General features: G+C 66.2%; 24 protein-coding genes. 4 read left to right on the top strand and 20 right to left on the bottom strand.

Annotated elements, in window-relative coordinates; genetic code table 11:
• The 19 genes from AX703_RS18360 to AX703_RS18270 form a co-directional block, all read right to left on the bottom strand.
• Positions 1-666, bottom strand: a 666-nt coding sequence (locus AX703_RS18360) for an outer membrane protein (RefSeq protein ID WP_156452121.1), incomplete at its 3' end; no start/stop codon positions are given.
• Positions 667-858: 192 nt separating this feature from the next.
• Positions 859-1,317: a DUF2793 domain-containing protein gene (locus AX703_RS18355; protein WP_062346129.1), complete on the bottom strand. Its 459-nt coding sequence runs from the start codon at positions 1,315-1,317 to the stop codon at positions 859-861.
• A 25-nt stretch (positions 1,318-1,342) separates the two neighbouring features.
• A complete protein-coding gene (locus tag AX703_RS18350) occupies positions 1,343-3,535 on the bottom strand; it encodes a phage tail protein (RefSeq protein WP_062346127.1) in 2,193 nt (730 codons plus the stop codon).
• 5 nt (positions 3,536-3,540) lie between these two features.
• Positions 3,541-3,936, bottom strand: a complete 396-nt coding sequence (locus AX703_RS18345) for a C40 family peptidase (RefSeq protein WP_062346126.1) — start codon at positions 3,934-3,936, stop codon at positions 3,541-3,543.
• Positions 3,933-4,751: a DUF2163 domain-containing protein gene (locus AX703_RS18340; RefSeq protein ID WP_062346124.1), complete on the bottom strand. Its 819-nt coding sequence runs from the start codon at positions 4,749-4,751 to the stop codon at positions 3,933-3,935. Before AX703_RS18340 ends, AX703_RS18345 begins: the two co-directional genes overlap by 4 nt.
• Positions 4,748-7,087 carry a DUF2460 domain-containing protein gene (locus tag AX703_RS18335; RefSeq protein ID WP_062346122.1) on the bottom strand — a complete coding sequence of 780 codons (2,340 nt, stop codon included), beginning with the start codon at positions 7,085-7,087 and terminating at the stop codon, positions 4,748-4,750. Before AX703_RS18335 ends, AX703_RS18340 begins: the two co-directional genes overlap by 4 nt.
• A gap of 18 nt (positions 7,088-7,105) precedes the next feature.
• Complete coding sequence (locus AX703_RS18330; protein WP_062346120.1) at positions 7,106-7,684, bottom strand: phage tail tape measure protein; 579 nt, start codon at positions 7,682-7,684, stop codon at positions 7,106-7,108.
• Positions 7,674-7,871 (bottom strand): phage tail assembly chaperone, encoded by a 198-nt coding sequence (locus AX703_RS18325; protein WP_062346118.1) that lies wholly within the window; start codon positions 7,869-7,871, stop codon positions 7,674-7,676. Before AX703_RS18325 ends, AX703_RS18330 begins: the two co-directional genes overlap by 11 nt.
• The gene (locus tag AX703_RS18320) at positions 7,868-8,182 is read right to left on the bottom strand and encodes a gene transfer agent family protein (RefSeq protein WP_039338601.1); all 315 of its coding nucleotides are present in this window, start codon (positions 8,180-8,182) and stop codon (positions 7,868-7,870) included. The genes AX703_RS18325 and AX703_RS18320 overlap by 4 nt, the downstream gene beginning before the upstream one ends.
• Positions 8,182-8,589: a phage major tail protein, TP901-1 family gene (locus AX703_RS18315; protein WP_062346116.1), complete on the bottom strand. Its 408-nt coding sequence runs from the start codon at positions 8,587-8,589 to the stop codon at positions 8,182-8,184. Before AX703_RS18315 ends, AX703_RS18320 begins: the two co-directional genes overlap by 1 nt.
• Before the next feature lie 29 nt (positions 8,590-8,618).
• A complete protein-coding gene (locus AX703_RS18310; protein WP_062346114.1) occupies positions 8,619-9,014 on the bottom strand; it encodes a DUF3168 domain-containing protein in 396 nt (131 codons plus the stop codon).
• Between the two features lie 3 nt (positions 9,015-9,017).
• Complete coding sequence (locus AX703_RS27530; RefSeq protein WP_156135949.1) at positions 9,018-9,176, bottom strand: hypothetical protein; 159 nt, start codon at positions 9,174-9,176, stop codon at positions 9,018-9,020.
• Positions 9,173-9,724, bottom strand: coding sequence for a hypothetical protein (locus AX703_RS18300; RefSeq protein WP_062346110.1), 552 nt, complete (start codon positions 9,722-9,724; stop codon positions 9,173-9,175). The genes AX703_RS27530 and AX703_RS18300 overlap by 4 nt, the downstream gene beginning before the upstream one ends.
• 110 nt (positions 9,725-9,834) lie before the next feature.
• Complete coding sequence (locus tag AX703_RS18295) at positions 9,835-10,980, bottom strand: phage major capsid protein (RefSeq protein WP_062346134.1); 1,146 nt, start codon at positions 10,978-10,980, stop codon at positions 9,835-9,837.
• 77 nt (positions 10,981-11,057) lie between these two features.
• Entirely contained in the window at positions 11,058-11,480 is a 423-nt protein-coding gene (locus AX703_RS18290; protein WP_039338594.1) for an HK97 family phage prohead protease, read from the bottom strand.
• Positions 11,477-11,785, bottom strand: a complete 309-nt coding sequence (locus tag AX703_RS18285) for a DUF6127 family protein (RefSeq protein ID WP_039338591.1) — start codon at positions 11,783-11,785, stop codon at positions 11,477-11,479. The genes AX703_RS18290 and AX703_RS18285 overlap by 4 nt, the downstream gene beginning before the upstream one ends.
• On the bottom strand, positions 11,782-12,957 hold the full coding sequence (locus tag AX703_RS18280; RefSeq protein WP_062346108.1) for a phage portal protein: 1,176 nt from the start codon (positions 12,955-12,957) through the stop codon (positions 11,782-11,784). Before AX703_RS18280 ends, AX703_RS18285 begins: the two co-directional genes overlap by 4 nt.
• A gap of 108 nt (positions 12,958-13,065) precedes the next feature.
• On the bottom strand, positions 13,066-14,403 hold the full coding sequence (locus tag AX703_RS18275; protein ID WP_062346106.1) for a DNA-packaging protein: 1,338 nt from the start codon (positions 14,401-14,403) through the stop codon (positions 13,066-13,068).
• Positions 14,396-14,923 (bottom strand): hypothetical protein, encoded by a 528-nt coding sequence (locus tag AX703_RS18270; protein ID WP_197423762.1) that lies wholly within the window; start codon positions 14,921-14,923, stop codon positions 14,396-14,398. Before AX703_RS18270 ends, AX703_RS18275 begins: the two co-directional genes overlap by 8 nt.
• 233 nt (positions 14,924-15,156) lie before the next feature.
• Between AX703_RS18270 and AX703_RS18265 the strand changes: the two genes are divergently transcribed.
• Together AX703_RS18265 and AX703_RS18260 are read left to right on the top strand one after the other, a co-directional pair.
• Positions 15,157-15,798, top strand: coding sequence for a YqaA family protein (locus AX703_RS18265; protein WP_039338587.1), 642 nt, complete (start codon positions 15,157-15,159; stop codon positions 15,796-15,798).
• 151 nt (positions 15,799-15,949) lie between these two features.
• Positions 15,950-16,243: an usg protein gene (locus AX703_RS18260; protein WP_062346104.1), complete on the top strand. Its 294-nt coding sequence runs from the start codon at positions 15,950-15,952 to the stop codon at positions 16,241-16,243.
• A gap of 72 nt (positions 16,244-16,315) precedes the next feature.
• Here AX703_RS18260 and AX703_RS18255 read toward each other — a convergent pair whose 3' ends face one another.
• The gene (locus tag AX703_RS18255) at positions 16,316-17,188 is read right to left on the bottom strand and encodes a MipA/OmpV family protein (RefSeq protein WP_231735608.1); all 873 of its coding nucleotides are present in this window, start codon (positions 17,186-17,188) and stop codon (positions 16,316-16,318) included.
• Positions 17,189-17,261: 73 nt separating this feature from the next.
• On the opposite strand from AX703_RS18255, the gene AX703_RS18250 reads away from it, so the two are divergent.
• Both AX703_RS18250 and AX703_RS18245 read left to right on the top strand, forming a co-directional pair.
• On the top strand, positions 17,262-17,936 hold the full coding sequence (locus tag AX703_RS18250; protein ID WP_231735607.1) for a glutathione S-transferase family protein: 675 nt from the start codon (positions 17,262-17,264) through the stop codon (positions 17,934-17,936).
• 9 nt (positions 17,937-17,945) lie between these two features.
• Positions 17,946-18,485, top strand: coding sequence for a pseudouridine synthase (locus AX703_RS18245; protein WP_062346097.1), 540 nt, complete (start codon positions 17,946-17,948; stop codon positions 18,483-18,485).
• Positions 18,486-18,598 lie beyond the last annotated feature (113 nt).

Here is an 18,598-nt window from a genome sequence, read left to right as displayed (position 1 = left end):
GACCGGAGCCGCTTCTTCCACCGGTGCCGCGCCACCGAAGTTGTAGCTCAGCGTGCCGAGAATCGAGTGCGAACGGAAGCGCGTGCGGGCGCCCGTGCCGTCGTCAGCAACCAGATCCACCTTGTCGGCGTTGAAGAAGCGATACTTCAGACCAACGTCCACGTGGTCGCTGATCGGCGCACGAATGCCAGCCAGAGCCTGCCATGCGAACCCGGTGTCGGAATCGTTGACGTACAGACCGTTGACCGAGTTGCCAGCAGCGTTGATGAAGTACTTCGCACGGGCGACGCCAACACCACCGCCAACGAAGCCCTGAAGGCCATCGTCGGGACCGAAGTCAAGCAAGCCGTTGACCATGAAGCTCAGCGCATCAGCGTGACCCTGAGGATTGGTGAACGTCTGTGCACCGAAATCGACAGTTTCGTTGTAAGCGCGACGGTAGCTGACTTCGCTTTCAAGGCGGAAACCGCCAAAGTCGTAACCGACGATACCACCGAAATCGTAGCCGTCATGGTTGCTCAGAACGACCTGACCGTTCAGAGCTTCCGAATCTTCAACCTTCATCGCGCCAGCGTCGGCCTCGACATACCAAGAATCATCTCGTGCAAACGCAGGAGATGCCAAGGCACTCGACGCCAGGGCAAGGCCCAGGACCAGTTTCCGCATTATCGTTTCCCCTTTTAGCGACATCATGCCACGTCGTGCAGGTTGTCTACCGGTTCCAAAGTGGTCATGCAAGCGGACAAACACACCGAGTGTTGCATGAAAACAACGGATTGACTCCATTGTGCAGTGCAAATTCTCGCTGATTGCGCCCTCATGTGCCGGTGAAATGCCGCTAAAGGGAATTGGTTCCACTTAGTTCGCTGAAATTGTGCCCGTTACTGTAAGCATTTCGATCAAGGCTGCGATTGCCGCCCGTGCCTCGGCATCGACAACTGCTCCACCCTGCGGGCTGGCGGGGGCAGTTGCGAGGGTCCAGCTCCCGTCAAACAGGCGGTAGGAGCTGTTCTGGAGATCATAGCAGCGCATGCCGATGACTGGCTGCACGAACCGCCATCCCCCTTCCGTCCAGCCCGCAATCGCGTTTGCATGGTTGGCGAATGGCCCGGTCGGATTTGCCCCCACGATCCATGCCTGTCCGATCACAGGGGCAGTCGGTGGATCATTCAGAACGCCTTGGACAGAACCGGCCACGCAAAGATCCAGCAAGGCAAGCGCCTCGTTCACCGTGGTCTCCTTCTGCGCCTGGCCGGCAAAGAGCAGCGGGAGACCCAGCCGGGAGGTCGTGGTCGAATAGCTGATAGGGTCAGTCATTGGTTTCCCTTTTCATACTGGCGGGTCATTCTGGTGCTGTGACGATCAGCGGCAGCGACAGCGAGGTCCTTCCCACCTGACGGATGCTGAAGCGGTGCGCCCCCGTCGCCGGGCCCAAGGCTGAAACCTGCGCGGATGTAAGCTGCAGGCGTGGCTCAGTCGTGTTCCAGGTGATGTTCACCGAGTCGGCAGTGCCGTAAGCGATCTGCCAGAGTTCCTGTGGTTCGTTGAGCGGGAGGTCGATCTCGTCCAGCCAAGCCCAGCCACCGCGCGATCGCCGGATCCAGTCCAATTGCAGCCCCCCATCGGCAAGGCGTTTTGCCTGGCCGTGGACCGGGGCCGATGGTCGCAAGCCTATGCCGCGGTTGATCACCTCGGCTGTGACGACTTCCGGGTCGCCAAGCCCGAGCGCTGCGATCTGGAGTCCTTCGGCAACGTCCGATGGATCGATCATTGTCAGGGAATCATCGATCAACACGAAAGGCTCATCGCTGGCATGGTTGGCGATGGCTGCCTCAGTTCCCCCACGCCCGCGAAGGAGGCCGCTGATCCGCCATGTTCCGTTCGCAAGCCTTTCTGCACGCGAAAACTGGATGAGCTCGGATCCAACGTATGCAAGATTGCTGCCTTGCATCAATTGGACCCCTGTCGCGTTAGCTAACGCTGCATCCTGCGGCACAAGTGCCACATCAACCGTGGCATGGGCATCGAACAGCAGCGGCGTCCCTGCGGGCAACTGCGTAAGGGTGCGCCCAAGGACTGCGCGGCGTCGGCCTGTCGATCCGATTGCCGCAAGCTGACCATCCCCGGCTTGGACGAACAAGGAGGCACCGGTCCACCCGGCGCTTTGAGATGAAGCAGCCAGCCGAAGCTTGACTGTAGTCGGGTCGCCCACGCCGTCCCAGGGCAATTCAAACGCTGCCAGCGACGTCGGTCCCGGTTGCAGATCGAGAGCCTGGTTCGCCCGGCCCGGATCGCTGATTGTCGTATCCATTGGTGCGGAAGGCGGCACTGCGACCAGGTCCAGCATTACCCCGTCAGCCTGCCATTCCCATTGCTCCACTCGCCACCGGCCTTCGGTGACGGGAGTGGTCACCACGGCACCGGGGGCAAAATCGTGGTCGATCTCGGTTATGCGGTAGCGGAGGGTGTCGCGCGCAATCGTCCGACGGCGCGCTGCGCGATCCGCAATGACGCTAGCTTCAGCGGCCGTCATCGCGGCGGGAAGTTCAATGGTCGCCACGTCTCCCGGGGCACTGCGGCCAATGCTGCGCTGCAGGCCGGGCTGATAGTCCCGCCCGATATCGTAGTAGCGGACCGCACATTGCTGCGACACCGGAAGGGCCTCGCGCCGACGCGACCAGCCGCTTGCACGCGCATCCTCGGCGGATTCGCCGCCGGCACAAGGCTGCGGTAAGGAAAGGGCAGTTACCTGGCTGTCGTCCCCAAGCTGGAAGCGCAACCTCTCGTCGGCCACGGTGCAGGCAATCGGCGATAGCTCGGCCAGCGTAGCCACCGCGTCAGCCACCCCGCCCTGCTCGACGGAATATCCTGCCAGCGTAAGCGAACCGATACCCGAGACGTCGGCGGTCGGCAGCAGGAGCTGCACGACGTCGGCAGCACTGACCGCGCCTTCGCCGGCCAGGATTTCGAAGGTCAGGGAAGGAAGACGATTGCCGAAATCCGCCAGCTCGAGATCCTCGAACACGACATAGGCCAAGCTACGATAAGCCGGATTCAGCGCTTCGCCTTCGGCCTGCACGAGCAGCGGATCAGGAGCCTCGTCGGCATAGCCCCGATGCACGCGGACGCTTCCGCCCACTTTCAGATCGCCTGCCGCTCCGCGCAACAGGTTGCCGTCAGCCCAGATGCGGCCGATCCCCGTAATGGGTCTGCTCGATACGGCTACTGCAAACGACGCGGTGTAAGTATAGCTGGTGACAGAGGGTTGACCTTTCCCGCCACCGTTCTTCTGCTTGTGCTCGACCAGTTCGGTCGACCAGATCACGCTGCCCGACGAACGAATTCGGCCGAAATGCATCGGCAATGCCGACCCATAGCTGGACGTCTGGACCGACAGCTCCTTGAGCCTTGGCCCCTCGACCTTGCGCTTGCCGAATACCGCGCCGTCGATCTGCTGTCCCAGCAGCGCGCCGATCGCACCGCCCAGCGGCCCGCCGAATGCGGTGCCAACGGCGGTAAGAAGCAGGGTTGCCATCGCAATCAATCCTTCTCGTCTGCCAGTCGCCATTGCAGGCTGACCGGCCATGGAAGCGGCCCGGGCATGAATGTCACTCGGCCCAATGAAGCGTGTGCATGAACGAAGCCGCCAGGCACGCGCACCGCCAAATGCGATTGCACCGGCCCGACCCGGCACAACACAACATCGCCACCGTCCGCACATTCCGTCAGCCCGCTTGCCGCGGCGCAGCGCAGGAACCGCGCCACACTGGTCGAACGCAGCGCATAGCCCTCGGGCGGATCAGGCTGCCGCCCGGCGCGGCGCAGCGCTTCGGCCACCAGTCCCACGCAATCGAGGCCGGTAGCCGGATCGCGCCCGTGCAACCGGAACGGCACCCCCACCAGGCCCAGCGCCGCCTCGGCAAGCGGCCGGCTCATCCTTGCGCCGCCGGATAACGGGTGAGCAGGTCGTTGCCGGGAAGATACGGCTCGCCCTGGAAATTCACGGCATTGCCGAACCGCGTTGAACAGGTTGCAATGGTGTGATCGCATCCCTCACGCAGCACAACCCGCTGCCCCGCCGTCGCATCTTCAGCCAAGGGTCGTTCAAGCACGAGCCATCCATCATCCACCACGCGCACGCGCAGCACCGCCCCGGCATCGCCGCCATCCACCGGCATCAGCCAGCCGAAAGCGAAATCGGCCGCAACAATGCCGCTGGCCCTGACCCATTGTCGGCCTGCCCCCACCTCGGTCAACGTGACCTCATGCGTGAAGCGGGCCGAAGAAAGCGTGCAACCCTCGCCACAGAACTCGGCGCGGCAGGTCGGCGACGTGCGCGGCACCAGATCGCGCGCCAGCACCTGCTTGAGCGACTCCAGTTCGGCCGAGAACTGCTCCCCCTCACGACCGACCGATCCGATCGTCCCGGTGAACAGCGCCTCGAACTCCAGGCTTTCCCAATCGACCAGCCCCATCGCCACGCGCGCGCCGTCAAACCGTCCGCTGGCAAGCTCCGCCTCGCCTATCGCATCGTGCGCCAGTGCGCCGGAGACTTCCGCCGAGTCCGCCTCCAGCGTCGCTGTCCGACGCACGGCCGATGGCACCATTCCCGGCGCCGTCCGGTGGCGAAGCCCGGCGAATACCAGATCGCGGTCATGGCTGGTGAAGCCCAGCGCCACACCGTCGCGCCGCTCGATCCGCCACCACACCGCCACGGTCTCAAGGGGCTGGCTGAACCAGGTCCGGCTCATGCGTCTTCTCGCAATTCGACCAGCGGCACGCTCGGCGCCTCGCCAGCCGCGAATTCCGCGCCCGATATGTCGAGACGATCCTCGGCAAACCGCACCGGCACGTCGAAGAGGAAGCCAGCCCGCACCACCGAGCCCGCTGCCGGCGCCGTCGCGAAGACCAGCACGCCTTTGGCATCGAGTGAAAAATCGCCGGTCTCGGCACCGTCGACACTCACCCTCAACGATTCGCCGCGCGGCCGGGTGATCCGCCGCTTCTGCGCATCGGCCCCGTCGCCATAGTGCTTGAAGAGGGCAAAGCGCGCAGTCGCGCCATCGCCGGTCCCCAGAATCTGATCCGTCGGCGTCGGCACCCCGGTCATCCCGTTGGAGCTGAAGTCCGAAGGATCGCGCAAGCGAAACCCGCGCGCCTGCCCGCGCCGCGCCCGGAAGAATGCGATCAACTCGCCCAGTTCCGCCTCGGACCGCACGCCCGGCCCCACGTCAAAGCGCAGCCTGGCATCCGACCACAGGCTGTTACGCCGCTCGAAGCCCGAAGCCGTGATCGTGACATTGGTCGAGAATTCCGGCGTCACCGAAGCGTCCCGTCCCAGCGCCAGCGGGAACAGGACATCGTCAAAGGATTGCATGGTCTCGTCTCCGCTCTTGTCGGGAAGCCGGGTAAAGCCGTCGCGCGAAACCTGCGGCAGAGCCCAGATGAAGGTTTCCGCCACCCCAAGGCCAGCCGCCTCGCTCGCCGCCGCATCGATGCGGGCCCATTCCACTTCCGCATTGTCCGCAAACAGCACGAATCCTGAGAGGTAGTGCTGCTTCGATCGCGGGTAGCCCAGTCGCGCCTCGGCCATCACCCGCGCCTCGGCGCGCAGCGCATCCTTGCCCGCCGTGACCCAATCGTAGTCTTCCAGCTGCAGCACGTCGAAAGCAGGCGAGGCCCATCCGACGGGCAGATTCGCGCGGTAAGCCTCGGGCGTCACGGGATCGAGCACGGTCGGCAGGAATGCCAGCAGCAGCGTCTCCGCCCCGGCACTGCCCGCAGCCGCTTTCACCGCTGCGGCGAGGTCCGCCGTCGATTGCGCCAGCAAGGCCCCCGCCTGATCGAGCAGGCTCTTCTGCGCCGCGTCAAGGTTCGCGCCCATGTCCGGAATGTTTACGGGACTGCCGCCAAACGCCGCCTTGGCCGCGTCGTCGTAGATGCAGATGCGCCGGTCCTGCGTCACCCACCACCACGGTTCGCCCACCTGATGCCGCACCGGCAGCCCGGCGCCCTGCATCAGGCCGACCAGCGCCACGCCGACCTTGCGCACCCACGCCATCGCCTGTGCGTTCGCGGGCGAAAGCAGTGCCGAAGGCGGCACCCATCCCGTCCGCGCCGGCGTTCCGTCCCACGCCTTCTGCTGCCACGCCGCCGGGCAGTTCTGCGCCAGCACCTCATAGGATTGCGAGGCGATGATCGTCTGCCCCATTGCCTTGGCCCCGGCGAAGAACGCCTCATGCCACTTTTGCGCCGCCGGGTTCATCGCTGGCTGCCAGGGATCGACCACGAACCCGCCTGCCCCGTCCGGTACCAGCGAATAGAAGTGGCTCATGCCGATGTAGTGGTTGATGCTGCCGCGATAGCCCAGGCCCCGGATCTGCCGCAGCAGTCGTGCCGGCGTCAGGTTGTAGGCATCGTCATAGCCGGTGCACATGGCGAGGCCATGCGGCGGGACCATCACGTCACCCAGTTTCAGCATCGGCTTGTGCCCCTGGCAGGAAATATCGGAAAGCTCCGCCCACCCCGCCGCCGAAGTGGCAAACGGCGTCGCACTGCCCGGCGCATAGCCCGGCGCCACCAGCGAGATGAACAGCCGGTCGATATCCGCCGGATGCACCGGGTCAGCTTCGGCCGGCAGCAGGAACCCGCCGTCGAGCTCTGAAAACTTCAGCGTGATCTGCGCATCGGTTGGCGAGCCGCTGGCATAGTTCCGCAGCCGCACGTACCAGGCCCGCGCATTGCCAGCCGCATCGCGTCCCTCGATGGTCAGCGTCGGCCCGTTTACCGCATCAAGGGGCAGGACCCCGCCCGATCGCCAGCGGAACGAAAGCGTCAGCCGCGAATAATCGCGCCGCGTTTCATAGGCCAGCAGCGGGTGATCCCACTTGTCTTCGGATTCCCAGATCAGCCCGACCAGATCGTCCGCCTTGCGGAACACCGCGTCCACCCGCAGCGCATCGGGCGCGGTCGTCACCACCGAGGCCATTGCGGGCCTTGGGAAATTCACCGTCCAGAAGCGCGGATCGAAGCGCTGGATCGTGTCGGTATGCTGCACCGTGCGGCGCTTGGCCAGCCAGTAACTCATCGCCGGTTCCCCGCCTGATCAGAATTCGTTGAGAGCACGGCGCACCGCCTGCGCCACCTGCTTGCCCGAACGGCGCAGGCTTTCGGGCTGGTTGCTGCCTTGCGGGCTGACGATCCGGATCGAAACGTTCACGTCCCGCCCTCGCCCCCCGCCGACCGAAGGCTCCACGCGCCCGGCTGACGTCGGCACGAACAGCTCCGGACCACGCTCGCCCACGAGGTAACCCCTGCCCGGTGCCACCGGCCCGCCCGTGGCGCGCCCCGGCAATCCGAAGATCGATGAGACCAGTCCCGTCAGCAGGCCGCCGATCCCGCCCGATTGCACGCCCGTTGCCCCGCCAATCGAGCCGATCCCGGCCTGCACCGCCTGCGCGGCAATGTCGCCGACCACGTTCAGCGCCACGCGTCGCAAGTCTTCGAACCCCAGCGAGCCGCGCCGGATCGCACCCAGCAGTCCGCGCTCCAGCGTGTCGCCTGCCCGGCCGAACCCGTCGACCAGGATCGAATCGAAGCTCCCGCGCATCTGCGCCAGGTCCGCCGTGAAGCCGGACGTATTGGCGCGCACGTCGATCATCAGCGTGTCGAGTTCATCCGTCACGGTCTTGCTCCATCAGTCTGTCGATTGTGCCGCGATCCACGCCCTCGCCACCCGGTGTGCGCATCGCGGCAAGGACGGTGGCCAGTTCCTCGGGCGTCGCCGACCAGAACCGGTTCGGTGACCAGCCCAGCAGCAGCGCGGCCTGTCCCGATAGCCGCGCTGCCACCTTGCCGAAGGTGCCGCTCATCCGCCGCCCTTCAGCACCTGCACGATCAGTGCACGCAGCACCGGCGTACAGGCGGCCAGTCCTTCGCGCGCCACCGCCTCGGCAAAGTCGGCGCGCTCAAGCCCGTTGCGATCGCGCAAGGCGTGCCAGAACAGCGCGACCATCTCGCCCAGCCGCAGCTGCCCGGCGCTCGCCCGCTCGACCAATGCAAACAGCGAGCCGAGTTCCTCCTCCGCTGCCACCAGGGCGCCGAAGGTCGGGCGCAGCACCAGCGGCTGCCCGCCAAGCGATAGCACCGCTTCACCGCGGTGCGGGTTGGCTGCATCCGCCATCAGACCTGCGCCACCACGCCCGAGCTTTCGAGCGTCATCGTATAGTTGCGCTCGCCGTTGAAATCGCCCGAGTAGTCGAGCCGCTGGACGAGGAAACGCCCACGCATCTTCTCGCCACCCTCGAACGACAGCTCGTAGTCGGCGATGGTCCCGGAAAGGGCATTGCCGCGCACCTGGCCTTCAGCCGCGCTGCCAAGGAAGATGCCCGCCGCGCTCACCGTCACCGAGCGCGTCCCCGCACCGGAAAGCAGCTCGCGCCACCCGCCCGAATCCTTCGAGGTTATGACCACCGCCTCGCCGTTGATGGACATCTGCGTGGTCCGCAGGCCCGCCACGGTGTTGTATGTCGGCGTTGCCGCGCCATCGCTGATCTTCAGCAGAAAGGCGCTTCCTTTCTGTGCTGCCATGTCGGTTCTCCTTGAAACAGAATGAGGTGTCAGGCCGCCATCACGCGCGCCCGATATTCCAGCACGACCACCCGCACCGCTTCGCCACGCTGTTCGGCCCGCGCCTTCAGCATCGCCAGGCTGGCAATGCGAAAACCACTTGCGGTCTGGTCGTAGGGCAGGCTCTCGACCCGCGCCTCGATCGCCGCGACCAGCGCCGCGCCGCCCAGCGGATCGTCGCTGCGGAAGTTCAGCTCCAGCGCCACGCGGATCTCGCGCCCGGCGAGCGTCTTGGTGCCCCAGTTGGTGCTCGCGCTTGCCGTCAGCGCCAGCCACGGCAAGGCCACGCGCGAAGGTGCTTCCTCGACCACCGCGTTGAGCGCCGCGCCCAGCGCCGGATCATTTGCCAGCCAGTCGATCAGCACGGCGCGAAAGGGAATTTCCATTGCCTATTCCTTTCCGAACAAGGGCCAGAGCAAACCTGCCTGGCGCCACCGCCGCGCGCTCTTGCCCTGCGCCAGCATTGCCGCCCGCGCCTTGGCCAGCGCCTGCGCTTTCTCGGTCAGCCGCCGCACCAGCCCGGCGCCATCGGCCCGCCCCTCGATCATGTGAGGCGCATCCGCCGCCACGGCCGCCACAGCGCGGCGACCACGGCCGGCGGCAGCATTGCCGCCTTCTTCTCGTCGTCACGCGCGCGATGCTGGTGCGCCGCAAGCCGGATCACGCCATGGCGGATCGCCTCGGGCAAAGTGGTCCAGTCGCTGGCAAGACCGGCAACATAGGTCACCACCACCCGCGTCTGCTCGATCGGCCGGCGCAACCGCACAAGGCCGGTGCCATCGGCACGAATGTCCAGCTCGTAATCGGTCGAAGCCAGCGCCGTGCGCAGACCCGCCGTGCTCAGACTTGCCATCGCGGTGATCGCGGTAACCGGTCGCGCCGAGAGCGCCTGCCACTCGCCACTGGCTTCCAGCACGTCCTCGCAGCCCGATTGCAGCGGCATCGTGCCGGTAAAGCCCTCGCACACGTCAAACGCGGCGTGCATCAGCGAGGCCAGCTCGCCATCGTCGGCGGTCCGGGAAATCCCGAGCCAGGCCTTCAGTTCGCTAAGCGCCGCCGAGGCCACGGCTGGCGGCGCGACAATTGCCCGCATCATGGCAATCTCCGGTCATCTTGGAAGGAAAGGGGGCCTGCGGCGGCAGGGGGGGGAACCGCCGCAGGCATCCGGAGGCCGTCAGGCTTCCGGAAGGGTCAGCCGAACGCCGATCAGGCCGTGATTCTCAGCAGCTTGATCGCATCGCTGTCCATGACCTGCCCGCCCACGCGGCGGGTGGCATAGAACTGGACGTAGGGCTTGTTGGTATAGGGATCGCGCAGGATCGTGGTCTGGCGGCGTTCTGCGATCAGGTAGCCGGCCTTGAAGTTGCCGAACGCGATCGGGAAGGCATTGGCCGCCACATCCGGCATGTCCTCGGCCTCGACCACCGGATAGCCGAGCAGGCGATCGGGCTGGCCCTGTACCAGACCCGGCTGCCACAGGAACGCGCCGTCCGAAGTCTTGAGCTTGCGGATCGTCGCCAGCGTGGTCGAGTTCATCACCCACACTGCGCCCTGGCGCAGCGGCGCCTTCATCTGGAACACCAGATCGATCAGCTTGGCCTCCGGCGCACTGTCAAAGCCGGAGGCATTGCCCGAACCGATGAACTGCAGCGCCCCGAAGGCACGGGTATTGTCGCCTGCAGCGCTGGTCGTCGCGGTGAGGAAGCCCTTGGGCTGGTTGGTGCCGGTACCGTTGATGAACGCCGCACCTTCGGCGCGAGCAAATTCGGTCGCGATCTCGCCCGCCAGCCAGCTCTCGACATCGAACGCCGCGTCATCGAGCATCGCCTGCGTCGCCGAAGGATTGGCGTAGAGTTCTCCGGTCGGCGGCAGGATCTCGGCCAGCTTGGGGCTTGCCGTTTCGGGACGCGCCCCGGTCTCGCTGACCCAGCCCGAAGCCGCGCCGCCGATCGACACCAGGCGACGGAAGCCCGAAGTGCCGGTCTGCACGACATTGGCCACCGAACGGATCGGGCTGATCTCCACCATGCGGCGCGCGATCATCTCGTCGATCTTCTGCGGCACGGCAAAGCCGCCATCGGCCGGTACGGTGCCCGAAAGCGCCTTCAGCTCGGTCTCGCGGCCATGGCGGACATAGCCGTCGATGAAGCCGTTGATCTCCTGACCGCCTTCCGCACTGCCAGCGAGCATGGGACGAACCGCCATGCGGCCCGCCCGCTCGATCCGGCCTTTCACTTCCTCCTCCTCGCTGCGCAGCGCGGCGATGGCGGCATCGTGCGCATCCTGGCGCTCGACGATGTCGAACGATTCAGCGATGGCATCGGCCTTGGTTTCGATCTCCAGATTATCCATGTGGCTCAACGTCCTTTCTGCATGAAACAGGTCGCACGGGACCGCGCGGCCCATCGGGGACTTCGGTTTCGGGAAAATCAGCCCGCCTCGGGCTCGACGTAGTGGACCCGCGCCAGCGGCTGCATCGGCCGGGTCACCAGGCTCACCTCGAACAGGTCGAGGTCCTCGAGCTCGCGCCCTCCCGGCAGCGCCCGGCCCTTGAGCACGCGGTATCCGAACGAAAGCCCGTCCACCGCGCCGTTCTTGAGCGCCCGCGCCGCCGCCGAATCCGCGGCATCGATCCGTGCCACCACGCGCAGGCCGCGCTCGTCCTCGCCTGCGCTCTCGATCCAGCCGATGCGCTGGTCGGGGCGGTGCTGCCACAGCAGCGGCAGCTTCAGCCCTTCGGCCAGCCTGCGCTCGAGACTGCCCTTGAACGCGCCCGGCAGGATCGTATCGCCGCCGCTGTCGCGCTTGCGGAAGATCGCGGCGTAGCCCGCGAACCGCACCGGGGCGCTCAACGCACCAGCTCCATCAGGCCCGTGCGCACCGCGATGCCCAGCAGCAGCAGCGCCAGCAGGCCCCGCACCACCCAGGTCACCACGGCCTTCCACGCGCTCGCCTTGGCATCGCGCCAGGCGCCTAGCAGCTGACGCAGCTCTGCCATGTCGGTCGGCGCATGATCGTCAGCCAGCCCCATCCGGCTCAGCACCCGTGCCGCGCCGAGGTCCGAAGCCTCTTCCACGATCGCCCGCAACGTGACGAGATCGCCGCCCTCGTCCTCGGCCTGCGCGACCAGCCGCGCCAGCATGTCCTCGCGCGTCATGCCCGCACCTCACCGATCCCGAGCCCAAAGCCGAGCATTTGGCGCTTCTCCTCAGCCGAAAGGAAGTCCGCGCCCGAAACCTGGGCCCACAACCGCTCGCGATCCTCGGCCAGCGCCGGCACCGCATCGAGATCGACGCTCAGCGCCGCCCCGGCAAACGATCCCGCCAGCCCCTCGGCCAGCGCGGAGAGCACCTTCCCCGCCAGCGGCAGCAGCGTCAGCCGCCACAGCGCCCGGTTCGCCTCGCGATAGTTGGCGTAAGTGTTATCGCCCGGAATCCCCAGCAGCATCGGCGGCACGCCGAAGGCCAGAGCGATGTCGCGCGCCGCCGCCGCCTTGAGCGTGGCAAAGTCCATGTCCGCCGGGGTCAGCGCCAGCGCCTGCCACTTCAGGCCGCCTTCCAGCAGCATCGGCCTCCCGGCATTGCCCATGCCCGAATAGGCCGCCGTCAGCTCCGCCTTGATCCGCTCGAACTGGTCGGCCGAAAGCGCCGCCCCCGGCTCGCCGGGATCATAGACCAGCGCCCCCGAAGGCCGCGCCGCATTCTCCAGCAATGCGCGGTTCCAGCCCGCCGCCGCATTGTGGATCGCCACGGCCTCCTCGGCCGCCTCCAGGCACCCCGCGCCATAATGATCGTCAAGCGGATGGAAGTGCTTCACATGGATCAGGTTCGGACGCCCGAAGTCGTCCGTCGCCTCGATCCGCATCGCCTTCTCGCCGACCTTGTAGGCAAAGGCCGCCGGCCATCCGCCGGCATCGGAGATCACCGTCACCCGCTCGGGCCGCAGCGCAAACAGCTCCACCGGCACGCCATCGGCATCGCGCAGCACCTGGACATAGGCATTGCCGTGCAGCAGCAGATGCGCCGCCAGCGTCTCGATCAGCGGCTGGCCCGCGCTGGTCTCGCTGATCAGCGCCAGCAGCTCGTGCTGCGAAGCCCTGACCGGTGCCCCGCCGATTCCTTCGGCCACGAGCCGCACCGCGCGCTGTGCCACCGGGTTGCGCAAGTAGGCCTCGCGGATCGCCACGGGATAGTTGATCGGCCCGCGGGCGCTATCCCCGCGCCAGTCCGAAGCGGCAATCCACGGCGAGACGAAACTGCGCCCCAGCGGCGCGCGCGGCGTCACCGCGTCGCCCTTGAAGGCAGCAGCAAGCGATTGAAAGAACGACATAGTCTGCCTTTCATGATGAACTGAATGACCGCCCCGCAAGGCGCACTTCTCTTCTCCCCTCCCGCAAGCGCGAGGGGTTGGGGTGGGCAAGCAGCACCACCAAAACCTTCAATCAAACCAGATGCGCGGCTCCGCCTGTTGCCCCAGCATCAGCTCGGTCAGCCCCCAGACACAGGCATCCGCCCGGTCGGGAGATCGCCCCGGCCCCTGGTATTCGCCGCCCGGCATCATTCCGCACAACTCGTCCTCCAGCCTTGCGAACATTCCGGCATGGCGCACCCGCCCCGCTTCATAGAGCGCCGCCACCGGCTCGGCCCGCGCCGCCTTGCCCCGGCTTGCATGGACAAGGCGCAGGGGCAGGCTCGCCTGTGCCGCACGCAGCACCGCGCTCACCATCTCGCCACCCTGGTTCGCCTCGGCCACCACCCGGTCAGCCGACCAGGCCTGCGCGGCATTGACGACGGCGCGGGCCCAGCGCTCGGGACTGGCCTGTTCCACCGAACAGTCGGCCAGCACCCGGGCGATCCGGTCATCCCCGATGCCGCACACCACGATCCCGCAGGCATCGCCATGCGCGCTCGCCGGAGGGTCCACTCCGATCACGATCCGCGTGCACGGCGGCGCTGCGTCTTCGCGGCTCTCTTCGATCAAGCGGCGGCTCCACAGCGCGCCCACCAGATCCTCGATCATCTCGCCCAGCAGCTCCTGCCGGCCCAGCATGGTCCCGCCAAAGGTCTTGCGCATCGCCTCAAGGAAGCGCTCCGGCAGGTTCGCGGCGTTGTCGAAGGTCGTGCCCCGCGTCACCACCACGTCTTCACGCCTGTCCGAGTTCTGGCCACCCATGACCCGCGCCACCAGCGGCACCGGCCGCGGCGTGGTCGTCGCCACCAGCCTGGGATCGCTCCCCAGCCGCAGCCCCATCAGCAGGTTGTCCCAGGTCGAAAGCGCCCGGTTCGACATGTTGTCCCACTTGGCAATCTCGTCGCACCAGGCATGGCTGTGCTGCGGCCCGCGCAAGGTTTCCGGTTCGCCCGCCGAATAGAGGAACGCCTGTGCCCCGTTCGGCCAGGTCAGGCGCCGGACCGAACTTTCATAGGTCGGCCGCCGCCATGGCGCCCCGATCGAAAGCAACCCGCTCTCGCCTTCCACCATCACGCTGCGCGCTTCGTGGAGCGACGATCCGATCAGCGCGATCCGCGCCTCCGGATCGTTCTCGGCCACGCAGCGCACCCATTCCGCACCCAGCCGGGTCTTGCCGAACCCGCGCCCGGCCATGACCAGCCACACCCGCCAGTCGTCGTCCGGCGCAAGCTGGTTTTCCCGCGCCCAGGTCCGCCAGTCGAACGGCCACTCGATAATCTCCTTGTCGTCCAGCCCTTCGACGAAAGCGGCGATGTGCTCGGGGCTTGCATCGGACAGCCAGTCCAGCAACGCTCGCTCAGCCATGCGCGCTCAAGTCCATGGCCGCAGCCTGGCGCTGCTTCTGCACTTCCTCGCGGATCTGCAGCAGCTTGGCATGAAGCGACTGGCGCACGGCTTCGACGTCGGCATTGTCGCGGATCGCCCGCTCGCGCGCCACGGTCTCGCGATGCTGCGAAAGCAGGCGCAGAGCAGTTGCATTGTCGAACTTCGCACCATCCTTCGGCTCGCCGAAGCGCAGGCGATGCAGCACTTCGATCTCAAGCAGGTCGTAACCCTCGCACAGGGCCTCGCGCCACCTGGCGGCAAATTCGCCGTCGTCGCGCTTGTCCTTGTAGGCCCGCGAGGCCGGAATGTCCGCCGCCGCTGCCGCCGCCGTCACGTTCGACGTTTCGGCCAGCACGGCCAGAAACACCGGTCGCCAGGGCCTGTTGCTCTTCTTCGCCTTCACCGGTTGCGCAGGTGCCAGTTCCCTATCAGGAACGTCTGCGCATGCGGTCTCCGTACATGACTCATCGGCACCCGGCTGCACTTTCGGCTTGGCCATGCGGACCATCCCTTTCGGAATTGAGCTTTTCTGACGCCACCGCCCGCCGTTCCCGCTGTCAGAACGATTCGGCCTCGCGATGTTCTTGTTATGTACTCAATTGGCCGGGAAAGTCAATCAAAAAGTGCCAATAAGGTTATCTTCGTCCTTCGGCATAACCAAACTATAAGAAGCTCTGGCACTCCGTCCCCGCCTCCCCTATCCGCACACCCGCAACAACGAACAGGATCCCGATGCTCCGCCGCCTTTACGATTGGACCATGGCCAAGGCCGCGCACCCCCATGCCGAATGGTGGCTCGCGCTGTTCGCGTTCATGGAGGCAAGCTTCTTCCCGATCCCGCCGCACCCGCTGCTCGGCCTGATGTGCCTCGCTGAACCCAGGAAGGCCGTGCGCTTCGCCGCTGTTGCCACGATCGCCTCGGTTCTCGGCGGTCTGCTCGGCTACGCAATCGGCTATGGCCTCTATGACACTGTCGGCACCCAGCTCCTGGCCGCGCTGCACCTGACCGAAAGCTTCCCCAAGGCAGCGTGCTACCTGCGCGAATACGGGGTCGAGATCATCATGATCAAGGGCGCCACGCCCATCCCGTTCAAGCTGCTGACGATCACCGCCGGCTTCATCGCCATGCCGCTGGTGCCGTTCATCCTTGCCAGCATCGTCAGCCGCTCGATCAGCTTCATGATCGTCGGCGTGCTGTTCCGCCTGTTCGGTGCGCCGATCAAGCGCTTCATCGACAAGTACCTCGGCCTCGTCACCGTCGGCTTCGTCCTGCTCGTCGTCGGTGGCTTCATCGCCGCGACAATGCTCGGCGGCGGCGGCACGTCGGATACCAAGGCCAAGTGCGAACAGATCGCGCCCGTTACCGCATCCTGATTGTGGAATACGCTTTTTGCGCCTCTTGACGGTTCACCGCATCTTCAGGATTTTTCGTCACAACTGAAACTGTCTTTGCGACTTTTGCATGGGTCGGAGCATCGCGCTCCTTTCAGGCCGGTGCTCCTTCCGAACCGAAGGAAGGAAGAGCATGGGACGTGTGATAGGCGGCAACACCCTTGGGGAGGATATCCGGCTGCAGATGGAAGGCTACGGCCTCACCACCATCCAGATCCACTATTACCTGCCGGACCACCCCAGCCTGCTGCAGATGTTCGCCTTCCAGCAATACGATCTCGCCCCCCGGTTCCCGCGCCTCCACGGCTTCCTCGATCACTGGCGGCGCGAAATCGAGGCTGCCCTCCACTCGGTCCGCATCGCCCACAATCACCTGATTGGCCCGCAGGAATGGCGCGCCGTCGATGGCGTCATTTCCATCAACTGATCGTCAGCCCATTATTCTCCCCTCCCGCCTGCGGGAGGGGTTGGGGGTGGGCAAAGGCGCAACCCCCGAATATTAAAGCCCAAACCGGTAGGAATACCCCAGACCGACCGAAAACTGCGTGCGCTGCCCGCGCTCCCGGATCAGCGAACTCGCCGCAGGCTCGCCGCCCAGCCGGTCCACGCCGGCAAACACCGCCACCGCCCGCTTCGGACTGAGCGGCCGGATCAGGCTGGCGCCCAACCCGTAGGAAACCAGCCCGCCATCGGGCCGCGAAACCGCCAGGCCCGTGCGCGCCGCCTGGGCCCCATCCACCCCGTAATAGGTCCGCATGAAATCGCCGCTGGCAAAGGTCGCGCGCGGCCCCACCGCATAGATCACCTTGCCCGAGCGCCCGGAATACTGCGCCAACACGTCGCCCACCACGCCCTCGTGCCCGCCAAAGCCCTGCCGGACCTCGGCCCGCAGGCGCCATTGCTTCTTCGCGCCCAGCCGCTTCTCGACAAAGCCGCCGGCCTCCCCGGCAATGTCCACGTCGCCCATCCCGCGCAGCGCATCGCTGCCGCCGGCAATCAGGAACGGCGATCCGCCGTCATCCTCGTTCCGCCCGAAGCGGGTCCGCACGATCGGCCCCGGCTTCCATCCATCGCGGTTCACCGCGTTCCAGCCGAGGCCATCCTGCACCGAAAGGAACAGCGTGTCCTTGTAGTTGATCCGCAGGTCCGGGAAGATCGACAGCGCGGTATCCTTCGATCCGGCCCAGGCCATGCCGAAGACCGGTGCCACGCCCACGGTCATCGTCCACCCCTGGGGTGCCATCGGCGGCCCCGCCGGCCGCACGGGTGCCGTGGCCGAAGGCGCCGTCTGCGCCAGCGCCGGATGCTGCAGGGCCAGATTCGCCAGGGAAAGCCCGAGGGCAGTAGGCACCATCGCCCGAATGACACGCATCCTTATTCTCCTCAGTGTAAGTAACGACCCGTCGTGTCCTATGGATTGCCTTCACGACCAGCACTTTGCGGCAATGTGTCGAAAACTTGCCCTTGTGCTGCGCACGCTGTCCCGCAATCCTCGCGCCATGCTCACGCTCTACCACTGCAAGAACGCCCGCTCCTTCCGCGCGCTCTGGGCGCTTGAGGAAATGGGCCTGCCCTACCGGCTCCATACCCTCCCCTTCCCGCCGCGCCACCGGCATGAGGGCATGCACGAGATCAACCCTTTGGGCACGATTCCGGTCCTGATCGATGGCGATGTGAGAATGACCGAAAGCGTCGCGATCCCGCACTACCTCGCCACGAAGTACGGCCCGACGGACCTCGCCGTCGCCCCGCACGAGGAAGGCTACGCCGCCTACCTCAACTTCCTCGTCATGGGCGAGGCGACGCTCACCTTCCCGCAGACCATCCACCTGCGCTACCAGGTCTTCGCCAGGCCCGGAGAGCGCCGCCCCGAAATCGCGCGCGACTACGCCGAATGGTTCGGCTCGCGATTGCGAAATGCGGAAGGCATGATGGGTGAGGAATTCGTCGCTGCCGGACGGTTCACCATGGCTGACATCTCGGTTGGCTATGCGATCATGCTCGCGCTGTCGGTCGGCCTCGAAGAGTTCGTGCCGAGTTCGCTGCGCGACCGCTGGAGTTCGCTTTCTGCCCGCGAGAGTTGGAGACGCGCGATTGCCGCCCAGGAATCAAGCGCCTAAGCGCAGCGGATGGCCCTCATTGCGTTCAACAAGCCCTTTGGCGTGCTCTGCCAATTCTCTCCCGAACGCACTGGCCCGCCCCGGCCCACGCTCGCGGATTTCATAGACTTCCCGGGCGTTTACCCAGCCGGCCGGCTTGACCATGACAGCGAAGGCCTGCTGCTCCTGACCGACGACGGCCACCTCCAGTCCCACATCGCCGACCCGCGCCACAAGCTGCCAAAAACCTATCTCGTTCAGGTGGAAGGCGAGCCCGACGAGGCCGCACTGCAGGCGCTGTGCAAGGGGGTCACGCTCAAGGACGGCCCCACCCTACCCGCCAGGGCGGAGCGGATCGACGACCCGGCGCTCTGGCCCCGCGATCCGCCGATCCGCGTGAGAAAATCGATCCCCGACAGCTGGTTGCGCCTCACGATCCGCGAAGGTCGCAACCGCCAGGTCCGCCGCATGACCGCCGCCGTCGGCCACCCGACACTGCGCCTCGTCCGCTGGCAGATCGGCGACTGGACACTCGACGGGATTGCGCCCGGAGAATGGCGAGCGCTCTAAAGCGGTTACTCTACGGTGACCGACTTCGCCAGGTTGCGCGGCTGGTCAACGTCAGTGCCCTTGGCCACGGCGACATGGTAGGCGAGCAACTGCACCGGCACCGCATAGACCAG

Source organism: Novosphingobium sp. CCH12-A3 (genome assembly GCF_001556015.1).
Lineage (GTDB): Bacteria > Pseudomonadota > Alphaproteobacteria > Sphingomonadales > Sphingomonadaceae > Novosphingobium > Novosphingobium subterraneum.
This window is presented reverse-complemented; position numbering and strand designations above follow the sequence as displayed.